Origin of the sequence: Sulfitobacter sp. OXR-159 (genome assembly GCF_034377145.1) — a bacterium.
Lineage (GTDB): Bacteria > Pseudomonadota > Alphaproteobacteria > Rhodobacterales > Rhodobacteraceae > Sulfitobacter.
This window is the reverse complement of the sequence record NZ_CP139707.1, coordinates 2,393,412-2,409,494: the sequence shown is the minus strand read 5'-3', so window position 1 is coordinate 2,409,494 and position 16,083 is coordinate 2,393,412. Positions and strand designations below refer to the sequence as shown.

Here is a 16,083-nt window from a genome sequence, read left to right as displayed (position 1 = left end):
CTACCGCCGCCAGAGGTGGCTCTGGCTGGCAAAGACCCCTTGAAGTTTCGACAGCAGCCGGTTGCCCAGTCCGGCGCGGGGCAGGCTGCCGGAGGCCAGCCGTTCGACCACCACTTCGACGGGGCAGGGCAGGCCGCTTAGCGGATCGCGGTAGCGCGGGTAATCAATGAGGGTGGCATGGACCAGCCCTTCCAACGTCGGTTGCGCCCGGCGGCGGGGCGGCACATCGCCCCGGTCTTCGGTCAGCCCCCAGCCTGCGTAGAAAGGCGCGCCCAAGGTCACGACCGGCACGCGGCGCAGGAGGGCTTCGAACCCCAAGAGCGAGGTCATGGTCCAAACCGCGTCGACTCGGCCCAGCAGGGCCATCGGGTCGGCGTGGTGGAGGATAAGATCGGCGTCGCCTGCATCGGTCGTACCTTTGCGCAGGCCCGCTTCGACATCGGGGTGGGGTTTGTAGAGGATCACGGCATCCGGGTTGGCGGCACGGGCGGCGGCCAGCAGGGCCGCGTTGCTGCGCACGGTGTCTGTGCCCGTGAGGATCGAAGCGTCATCTTCCACCTGACCGGGCACAAGGATGCGGCGTCCCGTTGGCAGATCGGGCGCGGCGCCGCCAAGGTTGTATTTGCTCAGCCCCGCGCCGGTGAGCCTGTCGATCAGCGCGCGGGCGCGGGCCAGTTGATCGGGGCGCAGCTCGGCGCGTTTTTCGATCCATTTCTCCAGACGGCTTGGCCCTTGGGGGTCGTAGTAGATGCCCAGATCATCGCAGACCAGCGAAAGGGGCGGGACCAGTTCGGCCCCCAGCCCGCGTGAGCGCAGAAACCCGTCTTCAACCCGCAACGCACCTTGGGGCGCGGTCTCTGCCTTGCTGGCCCAGACCATGGCGCGGCGGGGCGGCTTGGGGGCTTCTGCCGGGCCTTTGCGGAAGCGAAGCGGCGTTGACGCGCCAAAGAACTGCTGCAATGGGCGACGCTTCCACAGGCGCATGCCCCAAGCGTCCCAACCGGGGTGATCCTCCCGCCACGCGCGGGCCTGCGCTGTGAGCGCGGCGAGAGCCGTCTCGAAACTGCCGAGCCGGTCGCGGTAGGGGTCGTACCACGTGGGATAGAGGATCATCGCCGCCGCAAAGAGCTGCGCGCGGCTAAGGCGGCGCTGGCGGCGCTGGCGGCGTTGGACGGGGAATTCATCCTCCGTCAGCCCCCAGCCCGCGTAGAAAGGCTGGCCAAAGACGCGCGGCCTGTGCCCGGCAAAGATCGCCTCGAACCCCATTTGCGAGGAGACGGTATAGACGCCGACAGCGCCTTCGAACAACGCCAAAGGGCTGATGGGATCGGTCCGCAGGGTGATCCGGTCGTTGGTATCCTCGGGGCCGAAATGCCCCGCGCGATAGCCCCGCACCGTCTCGGGGTGGCTTTTGATGATCACCCGCGCGCCGGGGTGTTCCTCTTGCGCGAAGACGAGCATTTCCAGAAACCGTGCGCGATCCGCCCCCGAGGCGGTAACCGAAGCGTCGCCGCGGGTCTGGTCGATCACCAGCACATAGCCCGGTTCAGGCGCAGGGGTGCCGAGGTCAAAGCCCGCGTATTTGGTCAGATGCGCCTCGGCCATCTGCGCCATGCCGCCCCGCGCGCGGTCCAGTAGGGCGGTGTTGTCCAGCGGATGATGGGCAAGAAGTTCTTCAAGGTCAGAAGGTTGGGCGGGGTCGAAATGCGCGCCCCGGCTGTCGATCAGCAGGCCCAAGGGCGGTTCTCCGGCGCGGCCCGGGTGGAGAGAGCGCAGCCAAGCGTCCTCCACACGGATCACCGGCACGCCGCGTTTTGCCGCCACGGCCAGCCCACGGTGCGCGGTGGGGGAGTTGCCCCAGACCGCCACGGCATCATCGGGACCGGGTAGGCCGATGCGCAGGGAATGGCCCGACAGCTGCAAAATGCGCCGCACCCGCCGCTGCGTCAGAAACCCGCCGTTATATACGAAAAGCCGCCGGCTCCTTTCGGGACCGGCGGCGGGGTATTGGTATGGGTCAGCTTCAAAGGCCACCGGCGTGGATCAGCCGCTGGTGAGCGATGAGATGCTGCCGGCCGACCCTGCCGTGCCTGTGATGGCCGAGATCACCTTGCTCCACTGGGTGAAGGGCGCCTCGGTGACATAGATCGTGTCACCGTCACGGATCACGAAGTCTCGGGCCATGAACATGCCGTTGGGTTTGGTCAGGTCAGTCACATAGACCAAGCGCTGCGCGCCTGTCAGGTCACTGCGCCCCAGCACCTGCTCGGCGACTTCTTCAGGCTCATTGCGGAAGACGAAAACGCCGGTGGGATCAGCCGAGATCGGGCTCAGCCCGCCGACCTGCGCGATACCTTCCAAAAGCGAGAGGTTCTGCGATTCAAAGGGCACGCGGGCCTGACCTCCGGTGGCGCCAAGGGCGGTGAAAGAACGTGTGTCTTCCTCGACCAGAATGCGGTCGCCGGGGCGCAGCGCGATGTCGAGTTCGGGGTGATCATAAAGATCTTGGAACCAGATTTTGCCCCGCTGCGCGCCGCGGATCACGGTGACCTGCGCGATTTCGGGAATGATGGTCACACCGCCTGCACGGGCCAACATGGCGGCAAGTGTGCGGGTGGGGCGCTCGATGGGATAGACGCCCTGCGCGCCGATGGAGCCAATCAGCGACACGGTCGAGCCATCCCCTGCCGCGCGGCGCACTTCGACCTGCGGATCGGGAGTCTGTTCGCCCAATTTTTGGGTGATGATGCGGCGGATGGCCTCGGGCGTGTTGCCCGCAGCGCGGATGCGGCCCGCGTAGGGAATAAAGATAAAGCCTGCGCCATCGACCTGCACTTCTTCGAGCAGGGTGGCCGGCGCGCCTTCGACGCCCAAAAGCGGGTCATCCACGTTCTCATACACGGTGATGCCAAGGATGTCGCCCGGTTGGATCGTGTCAGAGCCGACCCGGCCTGCGTTTTTAAAGCTTTCGGAAAAGCCAAGCGCGGGGGCCACGGCGGTGGCACGGGTGACGCGGTCGTTCACGCTGACGACAAAGGCATCGCCCTCGCGTTGAACGGAGCCTGCATAGATTTGCCGCTTGTTCGGCCCGACCTGTGGCAAACCACAAGATGAGATGACGGCCACTGCCGCCAGTGCTGCGACGGGACGCGCCCACCGGAAAGATACGGATTTCACTGCCCGGTCTCCTCGACCTGAAATATCTGCCTCGAAATCGCCAATTGTTTTGGCGTATTACTTTGCAACTTAGCGCAGCCTAACAAAAAAATCTACAGGCCGGAATGGGTTAACTCAGGTGACGACCCGCAACTGTTGCCGAGGGGCCGCGGTGCCCTGTTCCAGCGCGTCATATGGATCGTCGGGCGCGAGCATCATATCGACCACTTGGCGCAGCAATTGCCGCCGCCCCCGCGCGGCATAGAACCCGCCCGGAACCTGAGAAGTTTCAAGGAGATAGCGGCGGTAGTCCTTATAGGCGCGGTTGTCGGGGCGGCTGGCCGTGGCAAAGAAATCCGGCAAAGGCTGGTCCGACACGAATTCTGGCTGGGAATAGACCGCCCGGCCAAAGACCTTGAGGGGGATGCCGCGCCAAAGCACCTGTTGCCCGGCGGTAGAGTTCACCGTGACCGCGCTGCGGGTGTCGTTCAAAAGCTGTGCCAGCTTGCCGCCGCGGACAAAATGCACCCGGTCTGAAACGCCGAAGGCACGTGCCAGCCGTTTGACATCGCGCCGCACGGGGACGCGGCCATCCTCCAACGGATGCGCCTTGATGACGAGGTGGTGGTGCTGCGGCGCGCCCTTGGCAAAGCCTTCGATCACCAACTCTAGGAAATCGGCCATCGTGTCGAAGGGTGAATGCTTTTGGAAAGAGGAATCATGCTCAAGTTGCAGCAGCGCCAGATGATAGGGAAAGCCGCCCAGCCGGATTTTTAGCGTCGCCAGCAAACGGTCGGCGGCCAGCACCGGCATCAGCAGCAGGCGCTTGAGGTAGAGGCGGAATTCCTTGGTCACCGGCAGGCTGCGGTGGGGTTTGAAATTGCGGTAGTCGCCGTTTCGGAACATCACGAACCAATGGTAAAGCGCGCCGTAAAAGATGTGGTGCCGCATGTCGCCCCAGTGGCCGGGGGGCAGGGGGGCTTCCATGTCCGAGCGCGCCAGCGCCGCCTGCATCTGCGGAATGGTCATCTCCATCAGGCGCGAGTTGCCGTTTGATCCGCCGCGCTCATAGGTGACCCAATAGGGCCGCATATAGCCTTCCTCGAAAACATGCACGGTGATGCCGCGGCGCTTGGCTTCGGCCACTGCTTCGGCGTGGATGGGGCGTGTATCGCCGTAAAGCACGATGTCGGTGACCTGCTTTTCGTCCAGTAGGGTGGCGAAAACGCTCGGCCAATCCTCAACCGTGCCGCGATAGGGGATGTAGGTCGAGGGATGAAACCAAAAGGCCCGGTCGCCAGCGTTAAACCCCACGCGCCAGACCTCTGCGCCCGCACGGCGCAGCATCTTGCCTAGGCTGTTAAAGAAGGGACCATGTGGGCCCTGCAAAAACAGGAAGGTTCTGGTTGGGGTGTCGGTCACGGTCATGCTGGTCCTAAATCGTCGTGATTTGGCTTTAACCACCATATAATAGGGGCGACAATGTGGCGTGACCCGCTCTTGCCTGTGACGGTGCGCGGGTTTACCACTGCGCCGAACCACTAAAGGAGCCTATCCCATGTTCACCGGCATTATCACAGACGTTGGCAGCGTGACCAAGCTGGAGCAGGAAGGCGACCTGCGCGCGCGCATTCAGACCGGCTATGACATCAGCAGCATCGACATGGGGGCGTCTATCGCAAGCGATGGGGTCTGCCTGACGGTCGTGGGGCTGGGCGATGATTGGTACGAGGTGCAGATCAGCGCCGAGACGGTGGCCAAGACGAACCTTGGCCAGCATTGGGCCGAGGGGCGCCGCGTGAACCTTGAACGCGCGTTGAAGGTGGGCGATGAGTTGGGCGGGCATATCGTCTCGGGCCATGTCGATGGCGTGGCCGAGATTATTGAGATGAAAGACGAGGGCGACAGCACCCGCGTGACGCTTCGCGCGCCGAAAGAATTGGCGCGGTTCATCGCGCCTAAGGGGTCTGTGGCGCTGAATGGCACCTCGCTGACGGTGAATGACGTCGATAGCTGTGATTTCGGCATCAATTTCATTCCGCATACCAAAGAGGTGACCACTTGGGGCGATGCCAAGGTTGGTGATCTGGTCAACCTCGAAATCGACACGCTGGCGCGCTACGTGGCGCGCCTGAACGAGATGTGACGCGGCGCCCTTCGGGGCGCGCTCTGGCCAAGCGGCGCAGGTCAGTTTAAGAGCCGGGCAACAGATAGATGGAACACAGCCGATGCAATTTGACACACCCGGACCGGTCGAGACAGGGCTGAGCGATGCGATCTCGCCCATCGAAGAGATCATCGAAGACGCACGCCAAGGCCGTATGTTCATTTTGGTGGACCACGAGGACCGCGAGAACGAAGGCGATCTGGTGATCCCGGCGCAGTTTGCCGATGCTGCGGCGATCAACTTCATGGCAACCCACGGGCGCGGGCTGATCTGCTTGCCGATGACGGCGGAGCGGGTCGATCACCTTGGCCTGCCGATGATGGCGGTGAACAACTCTTCCCGGCATGAGACGGCCTTTACCGTCAGCATCGAAGCGCGGGAGGGTGTCAGCACCGGTATCTCTGCCGCCGACCGTGCGCTGACCGTGGCCGTGGCGATCTCGGAACAATCCGGTTCGGCGGATATCGCCACCCCCGGCCATGTCTTCCCCCTACGCGCCCGCGATGGTGGCGTGCTGGTGCGGGCAGGGCATACCGAAGCGGCGGTGGATATTTCGCGACTTGCCGGGCTGCACCCTTCGGGCGTGATCTGCGAGATCATGAAAGACGATGGCGAAATGGCGCGTCTGCCCGATCTGGTGGCGTTTGCGGCCGAACATGGCCTCAAAATCGGCACGATCAGCGATCTGATCACCTATCGCCACAAACACGACAACCTGCTGGTTGAGCGGGACAGCCGCACCGTCACCTCGGCCTATGGCGGCGAGTGGCAGATGCGGGTGTTCTCCGATCAGATCACCGGGACCGACCATGTGGTGCTGACCAAGGGCGATATCTCAACCCCCGAGCCGGTGCTGATCCGGACCCATGCGATCAACGCGCTGGAAGACATTCTGGGCCTTGGCCCCAGCCCGGCGGATGAATTGCCCCGCGCGATGCAGATCATCGCCGATGAAGGGCGGGGGGCCGTGGTGCTGTTCCGCGACCCTTACCCGCGTCTGCGGCTGGATGCAGAAGACGATGAGCGCCCGCGCACGATCAAACGCACCGGGCTGGGCGCGCAGATCCTGTCGTCGATGGGGCTGCATGAGTTGGTCCTGCTGACCGACAATCCCGACACGCGCTATCTGGGCCTTGATGCCTATGCGCTGGAAATCGTGGGCACCCGGCCCATCACCACGGAGTAATCGCCATGGCTTCCGCCGAAGAACACACCATCCTGCCGCGCCCCAGCTTTGACGAACCGGTGAAGCTGCTGATCGTCGTTTCGCCCTATTATTCGGACATTGCGAACGGCATGCTGACCGGCGCCAAGGCCGAGCTTGAGGCCGCCGGTGCGACCTATGAGGTTATCGAGATGCCCGGCGCGTTGGAGATTCCCACCGCCATCGGCATTTCCGACCGAGGCAGCAATTTTGACGGCTATGTCGCGCTTGGCTGCGTGATCCGTGGCGAGACGACGCATTATGAAACCGTCTGCAACGACAGCAGCCGTGCCTTGCAACTGCTTGGTCTGCAAGGGCTTTGCATCGGCAATGGCATTCTGACGGTCGAGAACAAGAAGCAGGCCGAAGTCCGCGCCGACCCCGAGGGGCAAAACAAAGGCGGTGGTGCGGCGGCTGCGGCCTTGCATCTTATCGCACTCGCTCGTAAATGGGGCCGCCAGAGCAAGGGCATCGGGTTCAAGCCATTCGGGCAGGACACTTTGATGGCCGGCGACACGGATGGATCAAACCTCGCATGACCAGCAACGCGCTTTCGGGCAATCAGAAACGTAAGATGAAGTCGGCCTCGCGGCTCTATGCCGTGCAGGCGCTGTTCCAGATGGAACATTCCGCGCAGACGGTCGATGTCGTGCGTCACGAGTTCATCGACCACCGTTTCGGCGCCGTCTATGAGGGTGACGAAATGCAGGAGGGGGATGTCGATCACTTCTCTCGCGTGCTTGAAGATGCGGTGAACTATCAGGCACCGATCGACCAGATGGCCAACCGTGCAATCGTAGCTAAATGGGCCATCGCCCGGATCGACCCTACCCTGCGCGCGCTGTTCCGCGCCGCGGGTGCCGAGCTCCGGCATGACGATACGCCGCCGCGTGTGGTGATCAAGGAATACGTCGACGTGGCCCATTCGTTCTTCCCCGATGGACGCGAGCCGAGCTTTGTGAACGCCGTGCTTGACCACATGGCGCGAGAGGCCCGCCCCGAAGCGTTTTAAGCGCGAGGGAAAGTGGCCCCGAGGGGCCATCAACCACATCATAATCTTGGGAAAAGTGACGGGAACCGCGCCTGCCGCTGCTGTTTTATATTCCCGAGGACCTGTATGTACAGGTGGGCGCCAGGTAACCGAACCAGGGCTCGGACAGAGCCAGCTCCCTCGGATTTGCTTAAGGCCACTGGAATGTAACGTTCACGAACAGGGCAGAACCCGTCGACCCTCGATGTAGGGTCCATGGGGGGCTGCGGCAAGGGGGCGAAGGTGGATTTGCAAAACTTCTGCGCTCCGCTCAGTCCTCAGAAGGGATAAAGCCATAGCGGCGTAACTCTTCCGGCAGCAGCACGTAGATTTCATCGGGCGGGGTGACCAGCGCATGCTGCATCACCAGCGGGTCTACCCCCATGTCATCCAGATAGCGCATCACCTCTCCTTGGCCGCGTTGGATATCCTCAACGGCGACAAAGGCGGGCAGGATCGTGCTTTCGCCAAAGTAGTGCTGATGCACCCCGACCGAGGCGCTGTCGGGGACCGTGCGTGCCTCGCCTGCGGCCAGCAGGTAGGGGCAGGCGGAATAGCAGATGTCGCCGTCCCGCAGCGCGGTGTCAAACCCTTCGCGGCGCAGGTAGCGGCCCAGTTCCAGTGCATCGCGGACCGACCCGCCGGGGGAGTTGAGATAGATTTCCTCAGGCGCGGGGGAAAGCTCGGCCAGTTGCTTGGTGATCCGCTCTGCATCGCCTGCTTCGATGGTGCCTTCCAGCAATGCGGCGCGACCGCCAGAGACAGGCGTCAGGATCAGCCGGTCGGGCAGGGCGGTATCGGGCATCGGCTGGCCGGGATTTGGCGCGCGTTCGGGGCGAAAGCGGCGGGTCTGGTCGCCGGGGCGGATGGGTTCGGTCAGTTCCGGTGCGCGCGGGCCAAAGCCGGGCAGGCGCAGCCCTTCGCCCAAATCGCCCCAGAACAGCAGCACCGCGAGGCCCAGTTGAAAGATCAGCACGCCGATCAGCACCCGCCCCACGATGGGCGGGCGGCGAGTGCCTTCTAGTTTTTCCGAAGTCTCCTCGCTCATGTGCTTTTTATCGGCGTGACATGGCCGGGGGCGTCTTCGCGTGCGCCCTCATCGGTCGAGGGGGCGGCTTCTGCGGCGGGGCGTCTGTGGGCGGGGCTTTCTTGCATCGCCACATCGACATCGCGCACGGCGGCCAGTGCTGCGCGCAGCTCGGCAAGGGTCAGCGTGTCTTCGACCGCGGCCCCCTCGCGGCCAGAGCGGATCGCGCCTTGGGTAATGGCGAGTATCATCACCAGCACGGCGGGCAATAGGTCAATCGCAATCGCACCGGCCCAAGAGGGCACGAAGTTGCGCGCATAGAGGATCACCGCATCGGCGCTGGAGATCGGCGTATAGGTCGTGTCGGCGGCGGGCGGCATGGCCTGCACGTCTTGCGCGGCGCGCTCCAGCGTGGCGGCGCGTTGGGCCAGCACTTCCAGAACCGAGGTGATCGTGGCGCCCTGCGCGCCGCGCTGTTCTTCGTTGCTGCCGTCCAGTTCCGGCAGCACGACGGAGGCCGCCAGATCCTGTGCCGCGCGTTCAACCAGTGGTGCGACCGAAAGTTGCCGCAAACGGGTTATCAAACCGGCAAGGCGCACGGCCTGTTCGGAAAACTCGACCGAGCGTGCTTGGACCGGGCCGGGTTCTACCGTCAGCGCGCGCATCCGGCTGAGGATTTGGTTGCCCTCTGCAAAGGCGTCATTCACCAGCGGGGTCTGCGTGGCGATCTGCGCCTCCAGCCCTGCCAATTCCGCCGATTTCTGCCGCAGGACACGGAACACCGCGCCGCGCCCAGCAAGGCCCGAAAGACTGCCTGCGGCCTCTTGTTCGCTCAGGTCCTCGAAGCTCTGTCTGACCCGCGCCACGTCACGCTCAAGCCCTTGAGCGGAAAGAGCGATTTCATGGGTGCGCTCCAGCGCGCCTTGGTAGTCTTGCACCGTCTCGGCCAGATGCTGTTCGACCGCCGCCGACCCGGCCAGCGCCGCGGCGTTCAGCCAACTCGACATCGCGATGATCGCCACGGAGCCGAGACCCATGGCCCCCAAAAGCCCCATCCGCGCCCGTGTCGTGCGCACTGCAGGGAAGAGCCGCAGCAGATAGGACCAAAAGACGAAGATACCGACCGAAACCGCCACGGAATAGGCGATCGCGGCAAAGGCCGACATGGCGCCATTGTCGTCGAGCAGTGAGGAAACGCCAAGGTAGGTGTAGATGCCCGAGGCCACGGCGAGGACACCAAGCGCCGTGCCAGAGAATGTGTCGAGCCATGTCAAATGGCCCTCTAATTCACGGGCATAGCGCACCCCGCGCGCCTGTGTCTCACTCATCGGTTCGCGTTGTGCCATGGGCCCCCCTCGCTTTGCTTGTTTGAAGATAGGGGGTTGTGGGGGAAATACCAAACTTTCCGGTGTGGGCCCTTGCGAATGTTCACCAAATGTTCATATTTGTCGCTATGATGGAAAACGAGATACGACAGTTCCAACCCGGTCAGCTTCTGGCGCGGGGGGTGATGCGGCATTTGGCCGATCTGGGTTTCGCCTCTGTTGAGGAACTGGTGCCAACGCGCGGCCTGCGGGTGGACGTGATGGCACTTGGCCCGAAGGGGGAGATTTGGATCGTCGAATGTAAATCCTGCCGCGCCGATTTCATGGGCGACGCAAAATGGGAGGGCTATTTGGAATGGGCGGACCGGTTCTTTTGGGCCGTCGACAGTGATTTTCCGGTAGAGCTGCTGCCGGAGGAAAGCGGCCTTATCATCGGTGACGCCTATGGGGCCGAGATTGTGCGAATGAGCGACGAGACCAAGCTTGCGCCCGCCCGGCGCAAGGTGATGGTGCAAAAGTTCGCGACCCATGCCGCCCGGCGCCTGCACCGGCTGCGCGATCCAGATATGGCGCCGAACTGGTCTTGATAGTGGGGCTGAGCGCAGTTTTTGCTTCGAAAGTAGTGCCTTGGCAGAGCGCTGGAAGAACGCAATGCCCTGCGGGCTGCCTGTCCCTCAAGGGGGCTTAACGCCCCTTTTTGCCCGCGCGGTTCGCTGCGGCCATGATTTCTTCGGCGATTTCGCGGGCTTCCTCGGGCGTGAAATCCATCGGAATTTCAACGCCGTCCCCTTCGACAAAAAGGCGGACCATGCCTTTGTCGGTCGGGCCGATTTGCAGGTTTGCTTCAATGTCGCGTTCGGTGTCGATGCCCATGGGAGCCTCCGGTTTGGTGGGGCTTATCGCTAGCGCGGAGTGGCGGAAAAGGCAAGGGATCTTGCGGTGTTGCGGGACTGTGGCGACCGGGATTCGGCATGGTGCGGATGCGTGCGGGAAACGCTGACCCTCTATGCGGCACGTGGTGGGCTCTGATGCCGTTTTTTGGCACACCTCTGAGCCGAAAGGGCTGAACAAGGCGCGGTGTAGGGGCAGGGGCGCAAGAACCAGTGGCCAGCCACCGAAGTTTCCCCCGGAAAAGGCGATGGTCGGGAAGACGTGAAAATTCTGCCGAAAACCGACCATTCTTCTGTCCCTGAGGTCTTGCATTCCTCTGCCACGGGCGCTAAATCCGCCCCAGTGCCGCCTTAGCTCAGTTGGTTAGAGCGCTTGATTGTGGATCAAGAGGTCCCTGGTTCGAGACCAGGAGGTGGTACCATCCCCCCCCCACTTTTCGTGCATCGGCCACTCTTTCCAGTGAGACTAGCGCCTTTCCGCGAGGGCTGGCCGCGCAGTGCCGCACCAGCGTTTCCACGCTAACCCATAGAATCTAAGCCTTTTCTGGAACGTTCACCCTCAGCTTTCGTTGTAACCACAGCAATTAACGAAAGAGGAGAGAGACAGGAAAACGCTCACAGCCAGCACCCTTGCCTTGACAATCGCAGGCACCGCCGCTTTCGCAGAGGCCCATATGGTCGACCATTCCAACCTCGACAGTGTGGCGATGAACGAGATGCGCCGCGATCTGATCCGCTCGCGGGATATCACAGGCGGAGAGATTTACACCATCAACGAAGCCAGCGATGAATGGAGCCCCAACACGGCATATTCCGAAATCGGCACCGACTGGAACGAGATCGGTGAGATCGAAGACATCGTTCTGTCCAAAAATGGCCAAATGGTCGGTATCGTGGCCGAAGTCGGTGGTTTCCTTGATATCGGTGACAAACATGTCATGATTTCTACGCCCGACGTGAACCTCGTGGCCGTCGACGACCAAACCTATGCCTATGTTACCCGTCTGAGCGAAGAAGAACTGGAAGCGCTGCCCGGCGTTGACGAAGGTTTTTGGGACTGATCTGAACGGTTAACTCTTTGCCGAAAGAGTTTTGACCTTGGCGTGGCGCCGTCCACGCCGGGGTTGTTTTGTGATTGGGGTTAGCCCAGCTTCATCACGATGCAGGTGGTTGAGCCGGTGGCATAAAGTTTGCCATCCTCGACCCCGCGTATTTCACCATGCGCCACGCCGGTGGAGCGGCCCACGTGATCGGTCACCCCGATGCAGTCGATCTCCATCCCCAAGGGCAGGCCCCGCAGGATATTAATCTTGTATTCCAAAGTGGTATAGACCGAGCCGCGCGGCACTTTCGTCATCACTGCGCAGGCCATCGCCGAATCGAGCAGCGTGCCGTACCAGCCGCCATGCACCGTGCCCATCGGGTTGGTCATGGCGAAGCTCGGCGCGCCGCGAAAGATGATGCGGCCCTCTTCGACCGAATGCAGTGCATAGCCCATGGTTTGGCCAATGGGCGGGCCGGGGTTGGTGCCGTCGAGGATGGCCTGCATGAACTCCAGCCCCGACAGTTTCAGGGCCTCGGATTGGGACAAAAGGTCAGCAGGGCTTTGGGCGATGCGGGGCATGGTCTTCTCCGGCAGATGAATTTCGCCGGAGGATACGCCCGAGCGGGGCAGGGGCAAGCCCCTGCGCCCGAGGTGCCAAGTTTACGCGACGTCCGACAGATCAACCTGCGGCGTCACACCGATGGCGCGGCAAACATCGCGGGTCAGTTCGGCGCGGTTGAGCGTGTAGAAATGCAGTGCGTCCACGCCCTCGTCGATCAATTCGCTGCACAGTTCGGTGCACATGGCTTGGGCCAGCAGGTCATGACGGTCATCGCGGATCGCCGCTTCATAGGCTTGGTCGACCCATTCCGGGATGGGCGTACCACATTTGACGGCGAACTTGCGGGCTGAGGTCCAGTTGACCACTGGCAGGATGCCCGGCGTGATCGGCTTGTCGATGCCCGCTTTGACGCAGGCGTCGCGGAAGCGCAGAAAGGTATCGGCTTCAAAGAAGAACTGGGTCAAGGCCTCGTCCGCGCCCGCGTCGAACTTGCGTTTCAGCCAATCGATATTGGCCTGCTGGTCGGCCGCTTCGGGGTGCGGGTCGGGGTAGGCGCCCACTCGGATGGTGAATTTGCCGGTTTTCGCCAGCGCCTCGATCAACTCGCAGCTATCGGCAAAACCGTCTGGATGCGGCTCGAACTTGTCGGTGCCCGCCTGCGGATCGCCGCGCAGGGCGACGATGTCTTTGATGCCCGCTTCGGCGAATTTATCGGCGACTTCCATGGTTTCCGCGCGGCTGGCCCCCACGCAGGTCAGGTGCCCGGCGACAGGCAGACCGGAGGTACGGTGCAGCACATGGGCCGAATCATGGGTCAGATCCCGGGTCGTGCCACCCGCGCCATAGGTGACCGAGAAGAAACGCGGCGCCAGTGGGGCCAGCGCCTGAGCTGCATCCCACAGTTTGAACGCCGCGCCAACGGTGCGGGGCGGGAAGACTTCGAAGGAAACGGCAGGCGTGGTCATTGAGAGATCCTTTTGGCGGTTTCACGTCTTGTCTCACATCTAGCCTTGTGAGACAAACTCATAACATTCATCTTGAACATGAGTAATGCCTCACATGCACATTGAGTTCCGTCACCTGCGCACAATCAAGGCCATTCACGAGGCGGGCGGGCTGGCCCGCGCGGCGGATCAGATGAATATCACGCAATCGGCGTTAAGTCATCAGGTGAAGGGGTTGGAGGATCAGGCCGGGGTTGAGTTGTTTGTCCGGCGCTCAAAACCGTTGAAGCTCTCGCCCGCCGGGCAGAGACTTTTGAAGCTGGCGCAGCAGGTTTTGCCGCAGGTCGAAGCTTTGCAAGATGAATTCTCGGGGCTGCGGGCAGGCAGCACGGGGCGGATGCATATTGCCATTGAATGCCACGCTTGTTTCGAGTGGCTTTTCCCGGTGTTGGAGCAGTTCCGGCGGCATTGGCAGGATGTTGATGTCGATATCCGCCCCGGTCTGGCATTTGACGCGCTGCCCGCTCTGCTGCGCGAAGAGGTTGATCTGGTGGTGTCATCGGATCCCGAAGAACTGCCGGGGGTCGAGTTTGTCGAACTCTTTGATTACAATCCGGTTTTCGTGGCGTCGCAAAGCCACCCTCTGGCCGAGAGACCCTTTGTGGAGGCGGCTGATTTTCGTGGTGAGACGCTCATTACCTACCCGGTGGAACGGACGCGACTGGATGTGTTCAGCCAGTTGTTGATCCCCGCCAAGGTCGAGCCTGCAGCGATCCGACAGGTCGAGCTAACGGCGGTGATCTTGCTATTGGTGGCGTCCAATCGCGGGGTGTCGGTCCTGCCGGACTGGGTGGTGCGCGAGGTGAAATATTCGTCGGATTACGTCACGCGGCCTTTGACGGCGCAGGGTATAACGCGGCGGCTTTATGCGGCGGTGCGCAAGGATGATCTGGGCAAACCGTTTATGGATGAGTTGTTGAAACTGGCCGGGCAAGAGGCGCGGAAGTTGCAGCGGGCCTAGGCGGCGTTCTGAGGGGCAGCACCTCGCCTCATCAAATCGCCTACCCGGGGGACGGGCAGGCGATGGCCCGGCGCCTGCGGCTTGATTCCGGGCCAAAGGTAGGCGCAAGGCTTACTTCACCTTAACCTGCATTCCCCAGGTGGCGTGTCGTTTGAGGTGAAGATCGCCTGTATCCGATCGCTAGACAAGGATTTTCTGCCGCAAGCGGCACCTGCGGTCGCGCAGACTGCTGGATCTGGACGGATCAGACCGCGAAGCCGCTGTTTCCTTGCCCAGGGGCGGCGTTTTTCAGCGCAGCGGACAGATCTGTCCAGCCGCTTTCGTTCAGTTTGAGCGTGGATCGCGATCATGCGCATAGCGGTGGCGCTCGCAATCGGCGGATAGCGGCGAGGATGGCGCGTACCATCGTGCCGGTGACAGCGACCTCGGCCAGCTGGAAGGTGATGGTGCGGGCGTGACGGACCACACGTGCCCCGATCTTGATCAGCTTCAGTTGCAGGCTGGTCAACGACCAGTCGGCCATGGCTTCGGGCAGCTCGATGCAGCGCAAGAAGGTGGCCAGGTTGTACGCCAGGGCGTGCAGTTGCAGCCGCACCTCATTGTCGCGGAACTTCCGGCACGACAGCCGCGTCCAGCGAAAGGCGTATTTGCCCTCTTTGATGTGCTGCTCGGCGGTGCCGCGCTGGTTGTAGAACCGCACCACCCAGTCCGGCTCCATCGGCAGGTTGGTGACGATGAAGCCGACACGCGGGAACAGTTCGCCCGGATGCCATTCGATCTTGGCGATCACCCGGCGTTCCTTGTCCCAGGACGCCGCCTGATACTCGAATTCCTCGAAGAACCGCTTGACCTTGGTCAGTGACGGCCGCCCGACAGGGCGCGTTAGCCGATGCGCGATCTTGTCCTTGAGGACCGCGTTTGCGGGCAGCCGGATGGCGTAGAAGAACCGCGCTTCTTCCAATCGCTCATAGATCGCCGGGATCGCGTAGGCAGCATCGGCCCGGAAGAACCTGCCACCAAGGTCGCGCTCCGCGTAGCGCGCAATGACGGGGTCGAGAACATCACGCCAGCCATCGGCGCTGTGGACGTTGCCATGGCGCAGGGCGCAGCGTTCCAGCATCCCGAACTGGTTGAACAGAAAGTTGGGGTGATAGCAGCTACAGTCGAAATGGCCATTCCAGGCGGACCCTTCCTGGTCGCCATGGGTCGGGCTGACCGAGCTGTCCATGTCCAGAACGATGTACTTCAGCCCGTTACGGTCATGGAACCGGTCGATCCATTGCCCGTTCAGGTCGGCCAGCGCGGCACGGTTCCCGGCCAGAGCCAGCGTCTCGGTCTCGAACCGTCCCATCTGCGATGCCGAGGCCGCTTGTGCATCGACCGCTCTGCCGCCGACAACTTGGCGCATGACCGGATCGCAGGCGAGACGGTTGGCGTCGTTGACATCCTCGTATCCGGCCAGCCGCCCAAAGACTGATTGCCGGAACAGGCCGTCGAGCCGATGGACCGTGTTCTTGCCAGAGCGAGTATCGCGCAGCGCCGCTGACGCCAAATCGGACAACCCGAGCGCGTCATCAAGCTCGCGCATCACCAGAAGGCCGCCGTCGGAACTGAGCTGCGTGCCGCGAAATTCCAGCCGCACGCGAGGGTCGAAATCCACCCGATCTGCCCGTTGCAAGCCCGCACCCTCTGGGTGATCCATGAAACGCGCC

The 16,083-nt window shown here is 62.6% G+C and carries 16 protein-coding genes, 1 tRNA gene and 1 other RNA gene; 8 read left to right on the top strand and 10 right to left on the bottom strand.

The genetic code is table 11. From position 1 onward, the window contains the following. From T8A63_RS12375 to T8A63_RS12365, 3 genes are all read right to left on the bottom strand, one after another. Window positions 1-2,034, bottom strand: coding sequence for a capsular polysaccharide biosynthesis protein (locus tag T8A63_RS12375; protein ID WP_322343974.1), 2,034 nt, complete (start codon window positions 2,032-2,034; stop codon window positions 1-3). 9 nt (window positions 2,035-2,043) lie between these two features. Then, window positions 2,044-3,177: a polysaccharide biosynthesis/export family protein gene (locus tag T8A63_RS12370; RefSeq protein ID WP_322343973.1), complete on the bottom strand. Its 1,134-nt coding sequence runs from the start codon at window positions 3,175-3,177 to the stop codon at window positions 2,044-2,046. 114 nt (window positions 3,178-3,291) lie between these two features. Continuing rightward, the gene (locus T8A63_RS12365) at window positions 3,292-4,584 is read right to left on the bottom strand and encodes a capsular biosynthesis protein (protein ID WP_322343972.1); all 1,293 of its coding nucleotides are present in this window, start codon (window positions 4,582-4,584) and stop codon (window positions 3,292-3,294) included. A 130-nt stretch (window positions 4,585-4,714) separates the two neighbouring features. Here T8A63_RS12365 and T8A63_RS12360 point away from each other — a divergent pair, with 130 nt between their 5' ends. The 4 genes from T8A63_RS12360 to nusB all read left to right on the top strand — a co-directional run bounded on the left by T8A63_RS12360 (window position 4,715) and on the right by nusB (window position 7,539). Continuing rightward, window positions 4,715-5,302, top strand: a complete 588-nt coding sequence (locus T8A63_RS12360) for a riboflavin synthase (protein ID WP_322343971.1) — start codon at window positions 4,715-4,717, stop codon at window positions 5,300-5,302. 82 nt (window positions 5,303-5,384) lie between these two features. Then, on the top strand, window positions 5,385-6,509 hold the full coding sequence (gene ribB / locus T8A63_RS12355; RefSeq protein ID WP_322343970.1) for a 3,4-dihydroxy-2-butanone-4-phosphate synthase: 1,125 nt from the start codon (window positions 5,385-5,387) through the stop codon (window positions 6,507-6,509). A 5-nt stretch (window positions 6,510-6,514) separates the two neighbouring features. Then, a complete protein-coding gene (locus tag T8A63_RS12350) occupies window positions 6,515-7,066 on the top strand; it encodes a 6,7-dimethyl-8-ribityllumazine synthase (RefSeq protein WP_300056505.1) in 552 nt (183 codons plus the stop codon). Next, window positions 7,063-7,539 (top strand): transcription antitermination factor NusB, encoded by a 477-nt coding sequence (gene nusB / locus T8A63_RS12345; protein WP_322343969.1) that lies wholly within the window; start codon window positions 7,063-7,065, stop codon window positions 7,537-7,539. Before T8A63_RS12350 ends, nusB begins: the two co-directional genes overlap by 4 nt. A 58-nt stretch (window positions 7,540-7,597) precedes the next feature. Here nusB and ssrS read toward each other — a convergent pair. From ssrS to T8A63_RS12330, 3 genes are all read right to left on the bottom strand, one after another. Continuing rightward, window positions 7,598-7,752, bottom strand: a non-coding RNA gene (gene ssrS, locus T8A63_RS12340) — 6S RNA. A 76-nt stretch (window positions 7,753-7,828) separates the two neighbouring features. Then, window positions 7,829-8,605: a hypothetical protein gene (locus T8A63_RS12335; RefSeq protein ID WP_322343968.1), complete on the bottom strand. Its 777-nt coding sequence runs from the start codon at window positions 8,603-8,605 to the stop codon at window positions 7,829-7,831. After that, the gene (locus tag T8A63_RS12330; protein ID WP_322343967.1) at window positions 8,602-9,930 is read right to left on the bottom strand and encodes a hypothetical protein; all 1,329 of its coding nucleotides are present in this window, start codon (window positions 9,928-9,930) and stop codon (window positions 8,602-8,604) included. Before T8A63_RS12330 ends, T8A63_RS12335 begins: the two co-directional genes overlap by 4 nt. Before the next feature lie 89 nt (window positions 9,931-10,019). Here T8A63_RS12330 and T8A63_RS12325 point away from each other — a divergent pair, with 89 nt between their 5' ends. Beyond that, a complete protein-coding gene (locus T8A63_RS12325) occupies window positions 10,020-10,496 on the top strand; it encodes an MmcB family DNA repair protein (protein ID WP_300056513.1) in 477 nt (158 codons plus the stop codon). Between the two features lie 97 nt (window positions 10,497-10,593). Here the strand turns inward: T8A63_RS12325 and T8A63_RS12320 are convergent, their stop codons facing one another. Next, window positions 10,594-10,782: a DUF6324 family protein gene (locus T8A63_RS12320; protein ID WP_067624462.1), complete on the bottom strand. Its 189-nt coding sequence runs from the start codon at window positions 10,780-10,782 to the stop codon at window positions 10,594-10,596. A 362-nt stretch (window positions 10,783-11,144) separates the two neighbouring features. Between T8A63_RS12320 and T8A63_RS12315 the strand changes: the two genes are divergently transcribed. Beyond that, window positions 11,145-11,221 (top strand) — tRNA-His (locus T8A63_RS12315). Between the two features lie 219 nt (window positions 11,222-11,440). After that, entirely contained in the window at window positions 11,441-11,860 is a 420-nt protein-coding gene (locus T8A63_RS12310) for a PRC-barrel domain-containing protein (protein WP_416153250.1), read from the top strand. 80 nt (window positions 11,861-11,940) lie between these two features. Here the strand turns inward: T8A63_RS12310 and T8A63_RS12305 are convergent, their stop codons facing one another. Beyond that, window positions 11,941-12,423, bottom strand: coding sequence for a PaaI family thioesterase (locus tag T8A63_RS12305; protein ID WP_120350683.1), 483 nt, complete (start codon window positions 12,421-12,423; stop codon window positions 11,941-11,943). A gap of 81 nt (window positions 12,424-12,504) precedes the next feature. After that, entirely contained in the window at window positions 12,505-13,371 is an 867-nt protein-coding gene (gene metF, locus T8A63_RS12300; RefSeq protein ID WP_067624467.1) for a methylenetetrahydrofolate reductase [NAD(P)H], read from the bottom strand. 94 nt (window positions 13,372-13,465) lie between these two features. On the opposite strand from metF, the gene T8A63_RS12295 reads away from it, so the two are divergent. Continuing rightward, window positions 13,466-14,371: a LysR family transcriptional regulator gene (locus tag T8A63_RS12295; RefSeq protein WP_067624470.1), complete on the top strand. Its 906-nt coding sequence runs from the start codon at window positions 13,466-13,468 to the stop codon at window positions 14,369-14,371. 346 nt (window positions 14,372-14,717) lie between these two features. Here T8A63_RS12295 and T8A63_RS12290 read toward each other — a convergent pair whose 3' ends face one another. Then, the gene (locus T8A63_RS12290) at window positions 14,718-16,073 is read right to left on the bottom strand and encodes an IS1380-like element IS1247 family transposase (protein ID WP_006473457.1); all 1,356 of its coding nucleotides are present in this window, start codon (window positions 16,071-16,073) and stop codon (window positions 14,718-14,720) included. Window positions 16,074-16,083 lie beyond the last annotated feature (10 nt).

Excerpts from the sequence above, each read along its gene's own strand:
- T8A63_RS12330 (WP_322343967.1), bottom strand. The coding sequence starts at position 9,930 with ATGGCACAACGCGAACCGATGAGTGAGACACAGGCGCGCGGGGTGCGC.
- metF (WP_067624467.1), bottom strand. The coding sequence starts at position 13,371 with ATGACCACGCCTGCCGTTTCCTTCGAAGTCTTCCCGCCCCGCACCGTT.
- T8A63_RS12325 (WP_300056513.1), top strand. The coding sequence starts at position 10,020 with ATGTTCATATTTGTCGCTATGATGGAAAACGAGATACGACAGTTCCAA.
- T8A63_RS12350 (WP_300056505.1), top strand. The coding sequence starts at position 6,515 with ATGGCTTCCGCCGAAGAACACACCATCCTGCCGCGCCCCAGCTTTGAC.
- T8A63_RS12335 (WP_322343968.1), bottom strand. The coding sequence starts at position 8,605 with ATGAGCGAGGAGACTTCGGAAAAACTAGAAGGCACTCGCCGCCCGCCC.
- T8A63_RS12320 (WP_067624462.1), bottom strand. The coding sequence starts at position 10,782 with ATGGGCATCGACACCGAACGCGACATTGAAGCAAACCTGCAAATCGGC.
- T8A63_RS12365 (WP_322343972.1), bottom strand. The coding sequence starts at position 4,584 with ATGACCGTGACCGACACCCCAACCAGAACCTTCCTGTTTTTGCAGGGC.
- T8A63_RS12360 (WP_322343971.1), top strand. The coding sequence starts at position 4,715 with ATGTTCACCGGCATTATCACAGACGTTGGCAGCGTGACCAAGCTGGAG.
- T8A63_RS12305 (WP_120350683.1), bottom strand. The coding sequence starts at position 12,423 with ATGCCCCGCATCGCCCAAAGCCCTGCTGACCTTTTGTCCCAATCCGAG.
- ribB (WP_322343970.1), top strand. The coding sequence starts at position 5,385 with ATGCAATTTGACACACCCGGACCGGTCGAGACAGGGCTGAGCGATGCG.
- T8A63_RS12295 (WP_067624470.1), top strand. The coding sequence starts at position 13,466 with ATGCACATTGAGTTCCGTCACCTGCGCACAATCAAGGCCATTCACGAG.
- T8A63_RS12290 (WP_006473457.1), bottom strand. The coding sequence starts at position 16,073 with ATGGATCACCCAGAGGGTGCGGGCTTGCAACGGGCAGATCGGGTGGAT.
- nusB (WP_322343969.1), top strand. The coding sequence starts at position 7,063 with ATGACCAGCAACGCGCTTTCGGGCAATCAGAAACGTAAGATGAAGTCG.